The organism is Methanobacterium bryantii (assembly GCF_002287175.1).
GTDB classification, from domain to species: domain Archaea; phylum Methanobacteriota; class Methanobacteria; order Methanobacteriales; family Methanobacteriaceae; genus Methanobacterium_D; species Methanobacterium_D bryantii.
This window is the reverse complement of sequence record NZ_LMVM01000039.1, coordinates 168,570-188,112: the sequence shown is the minus strand read 5'-3', so window position 1 is coordinate 188,112 and position 19,543 is coordinate 168,570. Positions and strand designations below refer to the sequence as shown.

The window sequence follows — 19,543 nt, the reverse complement described above, 5'->3', positions numbered from 1 at the left end:
CTCAGTCCTCCTGAGATTTTACTTTATTTCCGATTTCTTTTCGGGCTTTTGCAATTCCAATAGTTGGAGGCACTCCTTTAGGGCACACTCGGGTACAATTTCCGTAAAATTCACATGCCCACCACCCATTTGGAATATTCGCCAGTTCCAGTCTTTCGCTCCCATTTGATTCACGTGGATCAATATGAAACCGATAGAGCTTGGCAAGGGCTGCAGGACCCAAATATTCTGGATTTTTTCCATCTACTGGACATGCCCCGAAACATGCTGCACAGAGGATGCAGTTTGTGTACAGTTCTAGTTCAGTTAGGGCATTAGGTTCTATAAGCCTTTCTTTTTCAGGAGCTGGATTTGCTGGTTTAAATACAGGCTCAATAAACTTGTAGTATTTGAAAAATGTACTCATGTCAACAATGAGATCTTTTATAACTGGTAAATGAGGAAGTGGTTCGATTAAAATCTCTTCTTCTGGATCCCATGGCACGTTTGTCTCTTCAATTGTATGGTACGAAATGAGATTTATTTTAAGTTCTCCTTTAAGGAGAGGCATTAACTGTGTCCTGCATGCAAGCCGGGGAACTTTATTAATGAGCATTGCACAGGTACCGCAAACTGCACCCCTGCATGAGTAATGGAACGCAAGAGAATCATCAAACTGCTTCTGGATTTGAAATAAAGCTTCCAATATGGTCATCCCAGGTTTTGGTCTGAATTTGAAGGTAGTATAGTGGGGAGAATCCAGTTTTTTATTATATCTGTATACTTTTAATTTCATTAATAAACACGCTCCTTTGGTTTAAACATGCCTAATTTAACGGGTTTATAAGAAATTTCCACTTTGCCATTGTGAAAGGATACAATACTATGTTTCAAAAATCTATTATCATCACGTAATGGGTAATCAGCCCGGGTATGAGAACCGCGGCTCTCCTCTCTTTTAAGGGCACTAATTCCAACTGCTTCGGCAAGATGAAGCATAAATTCAAGCTCAAAAAATCGTATAAGCGCTTGATTTACGGCACGATCTTTATTATCAATTGAGACATGAGAAATTTCATTCTGCATGTTCTTAATTTCTAAAAGCCCTTCTTTCATGGTTTTACTGTCGCGAAATATGCCAAATTTATCGAACATTGTCTGGACCATATCATCCCTCAAGCTAAAAAGATGTTTTCCATTATCTTTTTTAAGTATCTGATTAATTCTTGCATCAATTTTCTGCATAGCAGATTGAACTGGTCTGGAATCTGGCTTGGGGATATTGGAAATATCTTCAATAATTTTATCTGCAGTCAGACGTCCAAACACTACGGTTTCCAGGAGGGAATTTCCACCGAGCCGGTTTGCACCATGAACACTAATACATGCGCATTCTCCTGCAGCGTAAAGCCCTAGAAGAGACGTTGCTCCGTTAATATCTACATCTATTCCTCCCATGGAATAGTGCTGCCCTGGCTGAACTGGTATTAAATCTTTAATAGGGTCTACACCTGCAAAATCCATAGCAATCTGCCGTATTCCTGGTAATCTTTCCATAATGAGCTTGGCACCAAGGTGCCTGAGGTCAAGATGGAAGTAACCTCCATCATAAGCGTTTCCTTTTGAAATTTCTTGAATCATAGCACGGGCCACGACGTCACGTGGAGCTAGATCTAGTGAATTAGGGGCATAACGTTCCATGAAGCGCTTTCCGTCTTTATTAACAATAATTCCACCTTCGCCACGGGCCGCTTCACTTATCAAAATGTTAGTTCCATGGAGGGTTGTAGGGTGAAATTGAACAAATTCCATATCTTTAAGTTGTACGCCTGCCATGAGTGCAAGTGCCTGTCCATCACCGGTGTTGATGAGGGCGTTTGTTGATTTATTGAATATCCTACCAAATCCTCCAGTTGCCATGAGAACTGCTTTTGCAACAAATCCATGAACATTTCCAGTCATGATTTCAATTGCAGTGCATCCAATGCACCGCCCGCTGTCATGTACCAGCGAAGTAACAAAAAATTCTTCATAGACTGGTATGTTTCGCCATGTAACCTGTTCATATAGTGTATGAAGTATGTTGTGTCCTGTACGATCTGCTGCATAGCACGTCCTTGGAAACCCTGCACCCCCAAAAGGACGCTGGGCAATTTTTCCATTTTTCAGCCTAGACCACACGGTTCCCATATGTTCCAGTTCAATTACTGTTGCAGGAGCTTCACGGCACATGCGTGCAACTGCATCCTGATCTGCTAAATAGTCTGATCCTTTCACAGTATCATAAGCATGTGCTTCCCAGCTGTCAGTGCTACCCCCTTCACCCTGAACATTACCAAGAGAAGCGTTCATTCCACCTTGGGCTGCAACAGAATGGGATCGAAGTGGATGGACCTTTGTAACCACAGCCACATTAATTCCTGCATTTGAGGCTTGTAAAGATGCTCGAAGCCCTGTTAACCCCCCGCCTATAATAAGGACATCATGACAATGAACATTTTGCAAATTGTCAGCTTTGCTAGATCCTTTTATAATCTCCTTCATTTGAGATAGGGGCGTATTATGTTTTTCTTTTAATGAATGGCCTTGGGATTTTTCTAGTTTAGAAAAAGAGGATATTCCTTTTACAGAAGTTATAGTGTCCAAGCAATCACCAGGATAATCCAATATTTACTTTTTAGCAGCTCCTTCTGTGCAGTAGTAAAAGTCAGTTAAGCCATAGTTTCTTTCAACGGGACATGTACCACAAAGGCATCCTCTTTTTTCAAGATCACAATTGGTTTTCCCCCTTGAACAGAAGAGCCGTTCATTATTGTCTTTCATACATTCATTATGAGTTGGACATCCTGGACAAAGACACATTTCTGCATTTTCTTCTGTATCCTGGACAATTTTTTCTTCTACCATTATTTCAACCTCCTTATTTTATAAAATAAATTGGAAATCTACTTTTTAGCAGCCCCTTCATCGCAGTAGTAAAACTCAGTTAATCCATATTCGCTTTCAATTGGACATTCACCGCAAAGGCAACCTTTTCTTTCAAGTTCACATTCAGTTTTACCTCCAGCACAGAAAAGACGTTGATTTCTATTCCTCATACATTCATTAAGAGTTGGACATCCTGGGCAAAGGCATTTATCGGCATTTGATTTAGTATATGGAACTATTATTTCTCCTTCTCCTTTTATTATGGAAGTAACTCTGTATATGTTCCCGCTGGAAGCCCTTGCAAGTCCGTTTTCTTCACCATGTAAGTCTGTGAAGTATAATCCTCCAGGTCCGAAGGCTAATCCGCATGGGCTTGCTGCGCTTTCACCTATGTATCTTACAAATTCATCGTAGGATTTAACTGAGGTAGCATCATCATTAAGTTTCATTTTTATAATTTTCTTACCTTTTATGGATTCACCTTTTACATATGATCCGCCAAAAAGAGCTACAAATAGTTCATCTTCAAAGTCAAAAGGAAATTCATCATTCTGCATAAATGCAAGTGCCGTAGGTCCATGAGTAAAATGCCACCAGAATAAGCTGTTTTCACGCATGCTCTGTGGCCAGCCGTAATTTTTTCCTGCTTCTACTTTTGCAATTCTGTCATCATAGGCAGGTCCATTGTCGGAAATATAAAGAGATTTATCACTTTTACGCCATGTAGCACCGAAAGGATTTCGAAAACCTTTAGCATACACTAAACTATCTGGATCAGGGTTATCTTCTGGAATACTGCCATCTAAATTCATCCTGAGAACTTTACCCCTTAGCTCATTGTCATCCTGAGCAACTTCTGGATGAACCATTCCTTCTCCAAGGTTTACATATAATTTACCGTCAAATCCAACAGTAACAGCTTGAATTTGATGCGCGGCTTTAATAGAAGGTATATTATCCAGAAGTGTTTCTGTAGAATCTATTTTCAGGCCATTTTTACTTTTGGTTCTTATTAATTTGTTTTTGGGTTCTCCATTCTCTTCATAGAGCATTGTTATGAATAAATCGCCGGTTTGGGGTTCAACGCAAATCCCCGTAACTCCTGATTCTCCTGTTCCTGGAAATTCATGATTTGCTTTATAATTTAACAGGTTTTCTGCATATGTATGAACTTTCCAATCATTTGTTATGGCTTTAACTTTTCCATAAAGCTCTGTGACATATAAAAGGGGTTCATGTGGTTCATCTGTTGGATTTGGAACAAATGCTAGATTAACAGGTAAATCTAATCCTGAAACCATTAATTCTATTTTAAACCTTGGAAATACCCACCATCTTTTTTCTATATCGTTATCCATAAAACTCACCAGTTAATATCTAATTTATCTTTAATAATAAATATAAATTTATAAGTATTACATTTGATAAAAATATTTTTTCAAAAATCAGTTTAAAAATGGGATAAACTAGTTTTAGGGGATTTTAATTTAGAGATAATTTTAAAAAATTAGTAGGGAGTTGTAAACATTAATTGGCGTGTTTAATGGAGTATATAATACTAAAATGGAAATTGTCAATGTGATGAAAAGTTATTGTAAATTTTAATTTTTAAATTTAAGAACCAGCTAATTGTAAATTAATTCAAATTAAAAATAATATTTGTAAAAAGGGAGAGTGGGGTATAGAAAAATTAATACCCCTTGTTATATTAATTTTAGGTTATCTGCGGAAATAACCTCTTCTCCAAACAGTTGCAACCCATCTGTGATGTCCTATATATCTGGCTGTAACCCTAAACATAGGTGGATGGTATCTGTGTCGAATCCTGTTAACTGAAAATGGTGAAGCTACAACGAATCTCCTAAATACAACCCAATGGCCATAATAATAAGTTCCATGGCCTCCATGGCCGTATGTGGCTGAGCCTCGTGCAGTTTGTGTAACTGGTTGTGCTGATGCGGCACTTGAAAGTCCTACTGTTGCTATAAAAATCAGCAGAAGAACGACTAGTTCTTTTTTCATATATTACACCTCCATACGCATATAATTAACACAGATTTTTTAAATCGTGTTGTGATGATACTATATCAACTATGTAATAAAAAAGTTTCTATTAGTATTAATGATGTAATTTGAATGAAAAATGTTTAGCAATGATTTGCTGATTTTGAAAAAATAAAGGAAAAAAATATTAGAAAAATCATATTATTTAAATAAGGAATACCTATTTTGTGAAATAAACAACTGGCTTAAAAATAATAAGTAATTGGTTACTTTTTGAAAAATAGAGATTGAGTTAAGGGGAAAAAATAGTAATTTAATAGATTTTGACTTTTAAATGTGAAAATCTGTTAATTAAAGAGTAATTCTGCTTTTAGGCAATAATTTTTTAAGATATGTTTATCTGAAATATAAAAAACTCAGTTGAACTAGTAATCACATTTTATTGTTTATACATTTAAAAAAGTGCAGATGGTATTTTTAATAAAATTATTTTTTAAAATTAGTATTTTAATTGAAAATAGGCCATATATTATGAGGGGGTACGAAAGTGGTACCCCTTTAATCCTTCAACTGGATCTTTTAGTCTATCTGCGTATTATTGGGCCGCGTATTGTTCCTCTGTAATATGGACCGTAAGTTCTTCTCCATACAGTTGCAACCCATCTGTGATTGCTTATGTACGTAGCTGTAACTCTGTAAATAGGTGGTGGAAATATATGTCTAATCCTTGTAAGGCTGAGTGGGGAATATATAACAAATCTTCTAATTATAGTCCAATGCCAATAATAAGTTCCATGGCCTCCATGTCCGTATGTACTTGGTCCCTGTGCAGTTTGAGCAATAGGTTGTGCTGATGCTGCACTTGAGAGCCCTACTGTTGCTATAAAGATCAGTAGGAGAATGCCTAGTTCTTTTTTCATATATTACACCTCCACGTGTGTATTTAAACACAGATTTTGGGCCTGTGTTACGGGGTGTTTATGTCAATAATGTAATAAAAAACTTTCTATTAATATTAAATTATAAATTAACTTAAAAATGTTGAGTATTAATTCTTTTTAAGGTTGTATAAAAGGCTAGAAATTTTATAATATTCTCTAAAACTTAATTTTATTTGTAAAATTAACAATCAATTTAAAACAGTAATGGAACTTCTATTTGAAAATAAAAAGTAAATGGGGAAAATTTAAATCCCATGATATTAGTTAAAACCCTTAAGGTTTAACTAGTATTTTAAGCAATTTTTGATTTTAGTGTATAAATTGTGCTTATACCAGTGATTAAGACCATTTAAATTTAATATGTGTAGAAAAGAGTTTTGAGAGTTTAGAACAATTAAGGGGCTAAGTTAGTAATATAGAGAGATTGGGTAGCTTAGAACCATCCGCAGAGGAAGTGTGGGAATAAGAAAGCTTTGAGGATTAAGATTTTGATTATTATGATCTTAATTACAACTAATAACATACGGTTCACCTCCGTGTTATTTGGTAAATGGAGAGATTGGGTAGCTTAGAACCATCCGCAGAGGAAGTGTGGGAATAAGAAAGCTTTGAGGATTAAGATTTTGATTATTATGATTTTAATGTAGACGAGTAGCATACTTTTCACCTCCGTGTTATTTGGTATACATGTAATACAATAGCGTATTACTAAAAATTTCAATCTATAGATACTAGTTAAAATTTTGAAATTTACCTAGTATTACAGCAGTTTTTGGTTTCGGGTGCTAAGTTATGTTTATATTTCTGTGATTAGAACCATCCGCAGAGGAAATGTGGGAATAAGAAAGCTTTGAGGATTAAGATTTTGATTATTATGATTTTAATGTAGACGAGTAGCATACTTTTCACCTCCTTGTTGTTTTATACATACAATGTAATACAATATTTGTATTACTAAAAACTTTAATCTTTAAATTCTAGTTAAAGCCTTTAGGTTTAGCTATTTTGGCTTGAATGTGTAAAATGTATTTATATGGCCGTGATTACCATAATCCGCCGAGTAAAGCATGTAATAAGCAAGCTTTGAGTACTAATATTTTGATTATTATGATTTTAATGTAGATGAGTAGCATACTTTTCACCTCCTTGTTGTTTTGCGTACCTAATGTAATACGTAAATACTATTTTCGTACTACAACATCTCATATGTTAATTATGTAATAAAAATTTTTCTATTAGTATGAATGACGCAATTTAGCTAAAAATTATTTAGTAATTATTCATGGTTTTTGAGAAAAAAACAGGGGAAAATACAAAAAAAAGTATAATATCTGATAAAATTGGTAATTAACTGAAAATTGTTTAGCAATGATAGGTTATTTTTGAGAAAAAAACAAGGGAAAAAGTGAAAAAAAAGCTAATATCTGATAAAATTAATAATTAACTGAAAAATGGCAATTAATTATCTAGTGGATAAATAGGGAAAAATATAGGCTGAAGATTATAATTTTAATTAAGATCAAGCTTTCTAAAATAAGTAATTTAATTTACGTTCAGGTCATTGGAGGTTGTAAAATCTTAAAAAATCAAAGATTTTCAGGCAACAAACACGTTATGTTTGCATGTTGTGTAAAATAATGTAATTATATTCATGTGAATATCGAGTTAAACTACATGTTTTTAAGATAATTCTTAAATTACACTTTAATTAAAGTATTTCATTCACGTGTCATAAACATGAGCATTAATTTAAAAAGAGCATTAATATTGTTTCAAAAATAAAAAAAAAGAATAAATTTTGAATCCCCTATTTAATTTAACTTTTTAGGTTAAAATTAAATATTTAAGCATTGGATTTCAGTGTGTTCTAAATAGTATTCATATTTACATTAGTTAGAACCCAAATCTGTTAATACCTATGTGATGGAAACCATGAAGACCGAAAGCGTTGATACCCAAGTGATGGAAACCAAAGAAGAGTGGTTGATGGAAGAAGAGTGGTAAATTCCAGAAGCATGGGTTGTTCCAGAGAAGACATCCGCTAAAACACATACTATTTCACCTCCACAGTGTTATATTCGCATACATTTTTCAATACCAAATTTTTATTTTGGTACTACAAGAAGGTGATATGTTGTTGATGTAATAAAAATCTTTTTATTAGTATTAAAATCGCAATTTAATTAAAAATTGTTTAGCGATGATGGGCTATTTTTGAAAAAATAAGGGGCAGAGATGTTAGGAAAGTATTATATTTAGCAAATTGGCAATTAACTGGAAGTTATTTAGTAAGGATATGTTGATTTTAAGAAGAAAACCAAAGATAAGATGAGAGGAAGCATATTATTTGATGGTCGGAATATTTTTAGCAGAATTGGTAACTATATTAAAAAGAGATGGGTATATGCATGTTGATTTTGAAAAATAGAATAAAATATGGAAATAAGGCTATATAATTAAACAATTCTTAAAATATTTTAGTAATTTATAAAATTAGTGCTTAATAATTTCTCATATTACTATAAAATAAAAAAAAGTAAGTTAGATTTGTAATTGAGCGGGCTTATCAAGTTAAAACAAATAGCTAAGCAATAGTTTCCAGTGTGTATCAACTATTTTATTGGGACTAATATTTTTAGAGCGTGGTATTTACCAGAATCCGCCACCCCATCCGAGGCCCCATCCTAATCCTGAACCCCAGAATCCTGGGAAGAACAGTGAATGGAAGAGTAATGGGTTCCATAATCCTAATCCTAAACCTATTCCTGCGCCACCAAAGAACATGCTTTTCACCTCCGTAATATTGTACGCATACATTTTGTAATACAAAAACATAGTTTCTGTATTACAAGATGGTGGTATGTTGTTGATGTAATAAAAATTTTTCTGTTAATATCGATTTAAAATGAAAAATAATTACTAATTATACTTATTTTGCAAAAAAAGCAAATTTAACAAAGATTTAGTATTGGTTCAATCGTGGATTAACAAATAATTCTCTTGAAATTGTTTAACAATATTTAATGAATGGGTAGTGGGTACTTAAAATTAAGTTAATACTAATTTAATAACAAATTAAAATAAAATTCTCAAGAAATTAGATATATAATTTGAGATGAAAAAATAGTTTTTATGGTTAATTGATGATATTAATTCATATTTTTTCAAATATAACTATAAACTTAGAATAACTTTTATTTTAATTTAATAAATATGCTAAATTTTAAAAATAAAATGTATGAATTAGTTTCAAAGGAGACTAATTCTTAATTAAGCTTCTTTTCTAAATCTTTTGACAACAAAATCGTTATCAAGGGATAAAACAAATGAAGCTGCTCTTGGTCCTTGTTTTTTACCTATTATAATCTTATAAATGGCCTGGAACGCTTTTTGAGGTTTCATGTCCATTTCAGTGAGAAGGTTGTACATTTCGTCATGTAATTCTTCTGCAGTATATTCATTCCCTTCAAGAAGATCTGCAAGCTTGAGCAGGAATTTTGTCTGGTCTTCACCCAGAGGTAATTTAGGGATCTTTTTCATAACACTGAATTTTACAAATTCTGGTGCATATGTACCAAGCCAGTTTTTAACATGATCCATCCTCATTTCGAGATTTTTAAGATCCTCTTCATTTAAGTTCTCAAAGTCCACATTGTTCATGTTTTCTGGAAGCTGTGAATTCTTTTTGAGTATCTCAAAGACCTTTTTTATGTCTCCATCTGCAATTTGATATGCTACTGTCATGAACCTGTAGGATGGCTGGAACGGCATTTCGTCCTTAAGTTCAATTTGTGACATTTCATAAATCTTTTTAGATTTTTCCCCTTCTTTTTGGGATGCAGGTTCTTCAAATCCATAGTATATTTTTTCAACACGATCATACTGGTCAATAAAGTCCAGAAATGGCATTTCTGGGTTAAAATCTTTATGTTTTAATGGTTTACTACGGAATAGGAAATAATTAAGAGTTTCTGGCTTGCCTATTTCGAGCCACTGTCCCGGTGTAAAGAAAACACCTTTAGATTTGGACATTGCATCTCCCTTAAGAGTTATCCATTCATAAGGTACGGGGTAAGGTGCAGGATAATTGAATATTTCCTGCGATATTATGCTGCTTACGTCGTAAGATCCCCCACTTGCTGCATGGTCTTTTCCAAATGGTTCGCATGTAATGCCGAGTATTTTCCATCTTGCAGCCCATTCAACACGCCATGTAAGTTTTCCTTTTCCTGATTTAATATCCATAGATCCTTCGTGGCCGCAGTTACATCTGTAATGAACGATATCATCTTCATAACCGTAGGCGAAGGTAGTATTTATCCGTCCACATTCTTCACAAATTGGATTGTATGGAAGCCAGTCATCTGCAAGGGCGTGTTCCCTGTACTTATTGAATATTTCCCTTATTTTAGGGGCATTTTCTAATGCTATTCGTATATAATCGTTGTATATTCCTTCTTTGTACATTTTTTCTCCGGAATATTCTTTTAAAGATATTCCAAAGTCGTCAAGTGTATCAATAAACGGTTTTTTAAAGTGTTCTACGAAATTTTCACAGCACCCTTCAGGGCAGGGAATATGTGCATATGGTATACCTAAATATTTTTCATATTCTGGTGGAAGGGGATATGGAACTTTTCTGAGTGGATCGTAGTCGTCTGCAATCCATATAACTTCTGCAGGAGCTCCCTGGTTTTTTAGAGCTTTTGTAACTGCATTCGCGATAAACACGTCGCAGGAATTTCCAATATGTATTGAACCGGATATAGATGTTCCACTTGCAATTACATGCTCAGGCACATCTCTTTCAATTAAACTATCTGCAACATTTTCAATCCAATGTTTCAATCAAATCACCTTTATAAATAATCATAAGTCATATAAAAAGAATAAAACCTTCATTGAAGGATTTGTAAGTTTAAAATATAGAACTGATTGTAAAAAATTATAATTATTGTAATTTATCTTGCAATAAAATAATAAAATAATGATTAGGATTTTAATCAAACACGTCTGTGTCTGCTTCGTCTAACCATTCGTTTACAATCTTAACTGCACAGTAACTTCCGCACATTGTACATGTGTCTTCTTCTGCTGGTGGCCTTTCGTCCCTTATTCTCCTTGCTTCTGCAGGACACATTGCAGAATCGAATTGTGCCTCCCAGTTTAATTTTTTACGTGCGTTGGCCATTACAAGGTCTTTTTCACCGTTGTGTATGCCTTTTTGCATATCTCCGACGTATGCGCCAATTCTCGTTGCAATTACTCCTTCTTTAACATCTTTTGCATCTGGTAATGCAAGGTGTTCTGCTGGTGTTACATAACAGATAAAGTCTGCTCCAGCACCTGCAGATGCTGCTGCGCCAATTGAAGATACTATGTGGTCGTATCCTGCTCCGATGTCAGTTACAATTGGTCCTAACATGTAGAATGGTGCTCCCCTGCATAATTTTTTCTGGAGTACGACGTTTGCAGGGATCTCATTTAATGGGATGTGCCCTGGTCCTTCTACAATAGTCTGCACACCTGCTTCTCTTGCCCTGTCAATTAGTTCTCCAAGCACGATGAGTTCTTGAACTGCTGCACGATCTGTTGAATCAGCTATTGCTCCAGCTCTCATAGCGTTAGCCATGGACATACAAAAATCATATTCTTTGGCGATTTCTAAGATATAATCAAAGTTTTTGTATAATGGATTTTCAAGGTCGTTTTCAACCATCCATGCAGATACAAGTGCTCCTCCTCTACTTACGAGCCCTCCTTCACGGCCCTGTCTTTTTAATCTTTTGAGGGTTTCCCTGTTTACACTACAGTGAATTGCCATGAAATCGATTCCATCTTTTGCCTGTTTTTCGATGGCTTTAAACATGGCATCTTCATCCATGTAAATAGCAGCACCTTTTTCCCTTATTGTTTCAATTGCAGCCTGATAAACTGGCACACTTCCTACAGGGATGTCTGAAATCTTTAAAATTCTTCTTCTTATTTCATCGAGGTCTCCACCCACGGAAAGTTCCATTAAAGTGTCGGCCTGATATTTCATAGCTACTTTAGCTTTTTTTTCTTCCATATCAAAGTCACAGATATCTGTTGAGGTTCCAATAGTTGCATTTACTTTGGTTCTTAATCCTGCTCCAATACCTACTGCTTTGACTTCTCGGTTAACGTTACTTGGGATGGCTATGGTTCCCTGGGCTACGGATTTTCTGATAAATTCCTCTGAAACGCCCTCAGCAGCTGCTACTGCTTTCATTTCCTCTGTTATTACGCCTTTTTTTGCTTCATCCATTTGTGTCATAGAATCACCATGATTTTATCATTATCTAAACTAAATTAGAATCATTACTATAAAAATTATAGCTATTGTTATATTTTGTGTTCTGCGTAAAAATAATTATCTACATCGAACATTATTGTGGTTTATAATTTCGATATTAATTAAGTTTGTGCTTTACAATTTAGTATTACCCAATTTTGAACTAGAATTAATGGGAGGTTGCGGGATTTAATTAAACAGAATATATGCATTTTTACTTTTTAAAGTTTGAACTCCGAGCTCAAGATGATCCTATTTTAGATCAAATCCTTTTTTTAAGCTGAGGATTATTAAAAAAAATTTAAGATAAAAAATAAGAAATAACTCTTAAAATTTAAATTAACTATTTTAGAACGTATCCAGTCAATATGCCGTTTATTATGCAGTCAAAGTTTATTTTATCCAGCCACCCTGCTTCTTTAAACATATCCATGTAACACAGTCCAATGACTTTACCATCTTTTTTCAATATGTTGTCAATCATCTCATTTACTTCCTCAACTGTAACATTGGATTTGGGCATACTCAGCCCTCCAAGAAGTGCTACAACATCAGCTTGAGGATCAGCTGGTTCAGATAATTGCATTCCCTGCGGAGTAATTTCCATCTTTTTGGCGCTTTCTATGTCAGTTAATGTAACAAAAACTGATTCTTTATCTCTTACAACATATGCAAAAAGTTCTGCAAATGGAGTACATACTCCCGGAGTTCCTGCAAATGTTATTTTCTCTGCATCACCTACTGCATCTTTAAATGCTAGAAGGTTTCCATTTATTCCCTTAAATTCATTAATTTTTTCCATAATATCCCTCTTTTTTTAATGGATCGTTAGCTAATGCATATAAATAAACCAATGAATATAACGGCTAAGAATTTTGTATATTATCAATTATTTTCATCTAACTGGGGAATTGTTTTGGAAGTTACAATTCCATTAAATAAGAATTATTCTTTTTTTAACATCTTATTCTTCTCTTTAGCTGTCAAATCATCCACGATTTCTTCAGGAAGCCCTGTTTTAAGGATTTTGCCTCCTCTCATAAGAGATGCTTTGTCACATACGTCCAGTACAAAGTCCATATCATGTGATATTATAATGAAAGTTTGATTAAGCTCTTCACGTGCTTTTCTTATAGAATCTGTGACCTGTACTCGGGTTATTGGATCCATGGTACCTGTTGGCTCGTCAAGGATTATAACGCGAGGTTCTTTTATTAAAACTTGAGCCAGGGCAACTCTGTGACGTTCACCACCACTTAATTCATCAGGGGCTTTATCTAATAATTGTGAAGCATATTTTTCGTCAAATCCTACAGCTTTGAGAACGTATATTGCTTTCATTTTTGCAAATTCTGCAGGTAAGTCCAAACTTATTGCTTCTGTGAGATTGCCTAAAACAGTTCTATGTGGATAAAGACTGTATTCTTGATGAAGTATTCCCATGTAAGGTTTTACCCTGCCTCTGAATAAGGGACCTGGTTTGGTCATGTCGATCCAATCATCTCCGAGTTTCATCTCTATTTTGCCTGAGCTGGGCTCTGTTAGCCCGTAAATTATTCTGGAGAGCGTGGTTTTACCTGCACCGCTTAAACCAACTATTCCAAAGATTTCACCTTCGTTAACATTGAGACTTACTCCATCTACAGCTTTTACAACTCCTCTTTCAATGGAATAATAATGTTTTTTAATATTTTCCAGTTCAAGTATAGGTTCTCCTGTATCGGGTGTTTCTATTTTCTCAGGCAGTGGAACGCTGTCTAAAAATGTTTGTACAACTGTTTCAGGATCTCCTTCATGGATTATTTCACCATTTTCAAGCCATATTACATAATCAGAAAGTGTTCTCATAACTTCTGGCCAGTGAGAAGTTATAACCATGGTGGTACCCTTATTTTTAACACCTTCAAGTAAAGTTTGATGTAACAGCTCTGCTGTTTGCGGATCTAATGTACCTGTGGGTTCATCTGCAAGAAAGACCATGGGTTCTTTACCCATCTGCCTTGCAAGTACTACTCTCTGTTTTTCTCCACCACTTAAATCCCTTGCAATATGTGTTATCCTGTGTGTCATATGGGTCATTTCAATAAGGTCTATAGCCATATACATCTTATCTTCTTCATCACGGCCTTCAATGGATTTTATAACATTGTCTATTACGGTATCATCTTCATAGAGTGCAAAGGACCGTTGTAGCATTATGGATATTCTGCGCCTTAAGCTTGCAAAAATTTTTCTATCACAGTTCCAGAAGTCCACGCGTTGTGCTTCAAATTTTCCTCCGCATTTGCATGCGTTGTTTTTCATTGATGGGGGTTCAACTCTCAAGCAGTCCGGACAAATCGCAACATTGTAAATTATCTGGCCCTCATCTGGCTTGTATTCTTTCATTCCACGAAGCATGTTTATTAAAACTGATTTTCCTGATCCGCTTCTTCCAAGAATACCTAGAACTGTTCCTTCGTTTACAGTCATGTTAATGTTTTTTAAGACGTTTACGTCATTGAATCTTTTTGATACACATTTTATTTCTATAAATGGCATAAAATCACCGGTTATCATTAATTTTCTCCACAAAGGGGCGTCCCACATTCAGGACATAATGTATTTTTACAGGGAATGGCACGTTTTTTTGGGGATGTATACCCACAGTTTGGGCATTTACAAAGTTTGGGAGGTCCAAAACCCATGCCTGTACCACCATAAGACCTTCTTTCAAGTAAAGAAGATTCTGTTCCTGGTAGAAGTTCTTCATCTTCTATAACTAAACATATATCCTCTGATTCACATTCAGGACATTTTTCATATTCTTTTTTAGGGTTACTCCACTTAAATCCGCAAACATTACATTTGTATGCTTTTTTGTCAGTTATGTAATCCCCCCCTATGATAATAATAGTATTTCCTTCAATTAGGGCTTTAGATATCTTTTTCCTTGCAGAAGTTAAGATTCTATGGAAAGTAGGCTGTGAAATTCCCATTATTTCTGCAGATTTTTTCTGCTGGATATCATGATAGTCTCTAAGCCTTATCGCTTCAAATTCATCTATTGTTATTTCAATAGGCTCAAGAAGCTCTAAATTTTCTTTTTCTGGCTTAAAGCACCGTATCTCGGGCTCTTTTGATATTTTTCTAAATACTCGAGGTCTTGGCATGGCTGAATATATATTCAAAACTGAAATATAAGTTTTTTTATTTAAAGTTGAATATTCACATCGGAAATTCACAAGATAAATAGGTTATTTCTTTTAATTTTTCATGATAATTTTTAATATAGTAGGTAATTCAATTACTTATTTCCTGTTTGGACAATTCTAAATTAAGGAAATTACTTTTCAAGTTGTGAATATATATTCAAAAGGAGCATATCCAAGTTTGGGGCTGTTTTAATTATATAAAATTACAGTTTAATGTTTACAATTGCTCTTTTAAAAATTGTTATGGATAGAAACTTTCACTACCTGAACTTAGAAATAAAAAAATAATAGATATGGGGGCAAAGATTGATTTTAAGATGAAAAACCGATAATATTTCAGTAAATGATTAATTATTAGTTCTTTTTCGCAGTGCTTCTTCCAGGGCATTTTTAGTAGTAGTGTTTTGATCAATTAGCTTCTGAAAGACGTTTTCACTCATTATAGTTTTTGTGATCATCTTTTGAAGATCGCTTTCATCTATGACCTTCTGGTCAATTAACTTTTGTAAAGTTCCATATGCTGTATTTTGATTGATTATCTTTTGTAAAGTGCTTTCACTCAGCAATGTTCTTGTAATCATCTGGTGTAAGTCATTTTCATCTATGACCTTCTGGTCAATTAACTTTTGTAAAGTTTTATAAGCGGTGCTCTGGTTGATTAGTTTTTGTAACGCATTTTCACCTAATAATGTATTGTCAATTATTTCCTGCAAGGCAATGTCTGATGGAGGATTTTCCAGTTTTGTACTTTTCCGTCTTTTTAATTTATTGGAAAAATCGGTAAGCTCTTCTATTACATCTGTTAAATTCAAATATTTCTTAGAATCACTTAAAAAGTTCCTGAATCTATAAATATAAAATTTTTGCTCTATTGATGAAAATTCTTTAATTAAGGAGGGATGTGGTTCTATTTGTTCTTTTTCAGGGTTTATCCACCAACCTGGATTTTCAGTTACAAAGATAATATCTTTTTTTTCTCCTTTTGCATAATCTAACATTTGATACCATGATACTAAATTACTGTACTCATTTTCTTCAAACCCTGGACGAATTCCTTTAATTTTCCTTATTTTAGCTTCGTTATTAATTTCCTTCAACTTTGGATCAGAATAATTATTTCCTGTTTTTCCCTCAAAAAGATCATTTAATTTATTTCTAATTTCATCGTGATCAGGTTTTCTTAAGCTTTCAGACATATTTTCTAAAATAGCATCAATTCCATTGAAGTTTTCTTTAACCTGGATATCAATATTTGAGCTGCTCAAAAAAGTATGGTTTAAGTCCGCAATTTTTTGAGCTAAATTTTTGGAATCTTTCTTTAAAATGGTAATGTTATTTTTTAAGTCTTCATAATTTTGGGCTGCTTTTTTCACGCCATGAATACTATTTCTTTGAAACTCTGAACTAATTTGGTAGGGTATCCATATGCGGTTAGAGATTTCATTTTTGAGGATGTTAATGAATTCACTGTAAATCTCTTCAGGGCAAGTATACAAATTCATTAAAACGCTCGTATCAAAAACAAATGTGCATTTTTCCCATAATTTTTCTAAATTGGGTTCATCATAAAATTCATCTTTCATAATTAACTCCTAATCATTCTCTAGCCAGCGTAGCTCTTATTTAATAAAATTTGGGTCCATTATTGGCGTTTTAAATAATAAACTTAAGCTAAATTACTAAAAATTACTAAATAATGGACTAATTTTATAATTTATTTTTAGTTTATAGTATTCTCTGTGTTGCTCATAATTTTATCATTTATGAAACAAATTAAATCGAAAAATTTAAACTAAATATATTATAAAGTGCTAATAAGTATTTAATTTTAAATTTAATAAAAATAAACCCATTATTATAATTTGGGGATATTCACGGTAAATAAGTAATTATTATTACTTTTTAATTAGAGATATGATAAAAGCAGTTATTACGTGCTTCATTTTTTATATAAATTATATTGAATTGATAGTTTAAATGGTTGATTTTTAGATATTTTAAATGATTATAATGGTTATTTGGACAATTATATGCATTTAATGGTGATAAAAATTGATGTATATTGGAAATTTTAATTTTAAAGCATGATTAATGAATTATTCAAGAAGATAAAAAAGTAGAAATCTGATAAAAACTAACATATAATTGGTGATTTGATGGTTACTGAAAACGTAAAATGTGGAAGATGTGGAGAATGGTTCAAAAGAGAAATACTGGAGGATAAACGGATTAAAAAATCAGGGAAGATAGAAGAATACCTGTGCCCTGAATGTGATGAAGAAATAATGAAAAATGAGTAGTTTTATTTTTTTAATATTTGCAAATGCAGGCACTGGTATCAATTTAACATAGTTTAAATAATTTTTCTTTAAAGAACTAGAAAACTCAGTTATACATTGAATAGCTAAATATTCTACTTTTTAATTAGATTATAGGACATTCTATCATTTTCAATAAAATTTTAGTCTAATTTTAATAATTTTTTTCTAAAAATTAAGCTTAACAAAACGTTTATATACGTTACGAACTAACAAAAGTCTGTTTTTAATTATAATTGATCATACCATTATTTATTCATATTTCATCGTTTTTAGTTTGTAAGCCTCTATTTTATCTATAACGCATGATGATAGATTGTTAGTTCATATAAGGCATTTATCATTCATTCCTATTGTTTTGATTATTTGGATTAAGCAATGAGGTGACATATAAATGAAAATAACATTCATAAACCCCCCGCAGACCAACTCAAAGTACAAATTTATAGGAGTAGTAGCTCCTCCTCTTGGAATAGCTTATATGGCTGCAGTTTTGGAGGAAAATAACTTTGATGTAAGCGTTATTGATGCTTCTGCTATGGATATGACATGGGAGGCTCTGGAGGAGGAAATAGGGGAAAATTCTCCGGAGTTAGTGGCCATTACAGCATTAACTCCTACTATAGAACAGGCTTTGAAAACAGCGCAGCTGGTGAAAAAAGTTTGTCCAGATACTGTGGTTGTAATGGGAGGTTATCATCCTACATTCAATTATCAGGAACTTTTAGAGAAGGATTTTGTGGATATTGTAACAATAGGAGAAGGGGAGTACACCATGCTTGAACTGGCTAAAACGCTTGAAAATGATGGTGATCTAACTGAAGTTAAGGGAATAGCCTTTGGTAATGTAGTTACGCCGCCTCGCCCACTTATAACGGATTTAGATAGTCTTCCATTCCCTGCACTGCATCTCCTTCCAATGGATCATTACAGGCTTTTGAATATGAAAACCAATGTAGCTACAATGATCACCAGCAGGGGCTGTCCAATGCAGTGTTCATTTTGCGCTTCAGCTGCTCTTCACGGCCCTAAAATGCGCTTAAGATCACCTGAAAAAATAGTGGATGAGATGGAATATCTAATAAAAGAGTATGGTGTAGAAACAATAGCTTTTATGGATGATACATTCACCCTTTACAGTAAAAGAGTGAAACAGATATGTGCCGAGATCAAAAAACGGAACATGAATGTTTTCTGGGGCTGTACAGCTAGAGTCGATACCTTATCAGAGGAAGTATTAAAAGAGATGAGGGAAGCAGGATGTATAACCATATTTATGGGTGTGGAGTCAGCAGATCAGCAAGTCCTGGATCAAGTAAACAAAAAAACTACTGTTGATAAGATCAAGCACGCATTTGAAGTATCCAGAAAAGAAAAAATCCGTACTATCGCTTCAGTAGTATTGGGAATGCCTGGCGATACTAAAGAGAGTATGGGAAGGACTATAAAGTTTGTGCAGGAATTAAAGCCATCTTATGCTATTTTTAGCCTGGCAACACCATATCCTGGAACCAGGTTTTACCAGCAGATGAAGGAGAAAAATCTGATTAAAGTTAAGGACTGGTCTAAATATACCCTTATTTCACCTATTATAGATACTATGGAATGTTCTTTAGAAGAACTTAGAAAAATTCAAAGCAACGCTTTTCGTAAGTTCTACCTGCGTCCAAGGTATATCCTTAGTCAAGTATGGATGGATGGCCCTATACTCTTAAAAACATTAGTTGCTGTTATCCGAAAAGTAGCATAGCACTGTTTAATATGTTATTTGTAAAATAAGTGGTTATTCATCCTGTTTTATTAAGATGAGTGTTAACTGGGAATGCATTGGTTATTTTATAAAATAAATGGGGGATGTAAATT

General features: G+C 33.8%; 15 protein-coding genes. 2 read left to right on the top strand and 13 right to left on the bottom strand.

Going from position 1 to position 19,543, the window contains the following annotated elements:
* Window position 1 precedes the first annotated feature (1 nt).
* From ASJ80_RS14985 to ASJ80_RS14930, 13 genes are all read right to left on the bottom strand, one after another.
* Window positions 2-775, bottom strand: coding sequence for a succinate dehydrogenase/fumarate reductase iron-sulfur subunit (locus ASJ80_RS14985; RefSeq protein WP_069583026.1), 774 nt, complete (start codon window positions 773-775; stop codon window positions 2-4).
* Complete coding sequence (locus ASJ80_RS14980) at window positions 775-2,625, bottom strand: FAD-binding protein (RefSeq protein WP_218105038.1); 1,851 nt, start codon at window positions 2,623-2,625, stop codon at window positions 775-777. The genes ASJ80_RS14985 and ASJ80_RS14980 overlap by 1 nt, the downstream gene beginning before the upstream one ends.
* 24 nt (window positions 2,626-2,649) lie before the next feature.
* Complete coding sequence (locus ASJ80_RS14975; RefSeq protein ID WP_069583027.1) at window positions 2,650-2,886, bottom strand: DUF2769 domain-containing protein; 237 nt, start codon at window positions 2,884-2,886, stop codon at window positions 2,650-2,652.
* Between the two features lie 38 nt (window positions 2,887-2,924).
* Window positions 2,925-4,265 (bottom strand): PQQ-dependent sugar dehydrogenase, encoded by a 1,341-nt coding sequence (locus ASJ80_RS14970; protein ID WP_069583028.1) that lies wholly within the window; start codon window positions 4,263-4,265, stop codon window positions 2,925-2,927.
* Between the two features lie 361 nt (window positions 4,266-4,626).
* Window positions 4,627-4,929 (bottom strand): hypothetical protein, encoded by a 303-nt coding sequence (locus ASJ80_RS14965; protein WP_069583029.1) that lies wholly within the window; start codon window positions 4,927-4,929, stop codon window positions 4,627-4,629.
* Between the two features lie 566 nt (window positions 4,930-5,495).
* Window positions 5,496-5,831 (bottom strand): hypothetical protein, encoded by a 336-nt coding sequence (locus tag ASJ80_RS14960; RefSeq protein ID WP_069583030.1) that lies wholly within the window; start codon window positions 5,829-5,831, stop codon window positions 5,496-5,498.
* Between the two features lie 2,670 nt (window positions 5,832-8,501).
* The gene (locus ASJ80_RS17745; protein WP_255360707.1) at window positions 8,502-8,636 is read right to left on the bottom strand and encodes a hypothetical protein; all 135 of its coding nucleotides are present in this window, start codon (window positions 8,634-8,636) and stop codon (window positions 8,502-8,504) included.
* A gap of 486 nt (window positions 8,637-9,122) precedes the next feature.
* Window positions 9,123-10,700, bottom strand: a complete 1,578-nt coding sequence (lysS, locus tag ASJ80_RS14955; protein WP_069584520.1) for a lysine--tRNA ligase — start codon at window positions 10,698-10,700, stop codon at window positions 9,123-9,125.
* Window positions 10,701-10,851: 151 nt separating this feature from the next.
* Complete coding sequence (gene thiC, locus ASJ80_RS14950; protein ID WP_069584519.1) at window positions 10,852-12,150, bottom strand: phosphomethylpyrimidine synthase; 1,299 nt, start codon at window positions 12,148-12,150, stop codon at window positions 10,852-10,854.
* Window positions 12,151-12,511: 361 nt separating this feature from the next.
* Window positions 12,512-12,970 carry a DUF2124 domain-containing protein gene (locus tag ASJ80_RS14945; RefSeq protein ID WP_069584518.1) on the bottom strand — a complete coding sequence of 153 codons (459 nt, stop codon included), beginning with the start codon at window positions 12,968-12,970 and terminating at the stop codon, window positions 12,512-12,514.
* A gap of 143 nt (window positions 12,971-13,113) precedes the next feature.
* Window positions 13,114-14,709: a methyl coenzyme M reductase system, component A2 gene (atwA, locus tag ASJ80_RS14940; RefSeq protein ID WP_069584529.1), complete on the bottom strand. Its 1,596-nt coding sequence runs from the start codon at window positions 14,707-14,709 to the stop codon at window positions 13,114-13,116.
* Window positions 14,710-14,726: 17 nt separating this feature from the next.
* Window positions 14,727-15,320: a DUF134 domain-containing protein gene (locus ASJ80_RS14935; protein ID WP_069584528.1), complete on the bottom strand. Its 594-nt coding sequence runs from the start codon at window positions 15,318-15,320 to the stop codon at window positions 14,727-14,729.
* A 389-nt stretch (window positions 15,321-15,709) separates the two neighbouring features.
* Window positions 15,710-16,945: a PIN-like domain-containing protein gene (locus ASJ80_RS14930; RefSeq protein ID WP_069584517.1), complete on the bottom strand. Its 1,236-nt coding sequence runs from the start codon at window positions 16,943-16,945 to the stop codon at window positions 15,710-15,712.
* 573 nt (window positions 16,946-17,518) lie between these two features.
* Between ASJ80_RS14930 and ASJ80_RS17210 the strand changes: the two genes are divergently transcribed.
* Together ASJ80_RS17210 and ASJ80_RS14925 are read left to right on the top strand one after the other, a co-directional pair.
* Window positions 17,519-17,662, top strand: coding sequence for a hypothetical protein (locus ASJ80_RS17210; protein WP_176720281.1), 144 nt, complete (start codon window positions 17,519-17,521; stop codon window positions 17,660-17,662).
* A 412-nt stretch (window positions 17,663-18,074) separates the two neighbouring features.
* Window positions 18,075-19,430: a B12-binding domain-containing radical SAM protein gene (locus tag ASJ80_RS14925; protein ID WP_069584516.1), complete on the top strand. Its 1,356-nt coding sequence runs from the start codon at window positions 18,075-18,077 to the stop codon at window positions 19,428-19,430.
* Window positions 19,431-19,543: the final 113 nt, after the last annotated feature.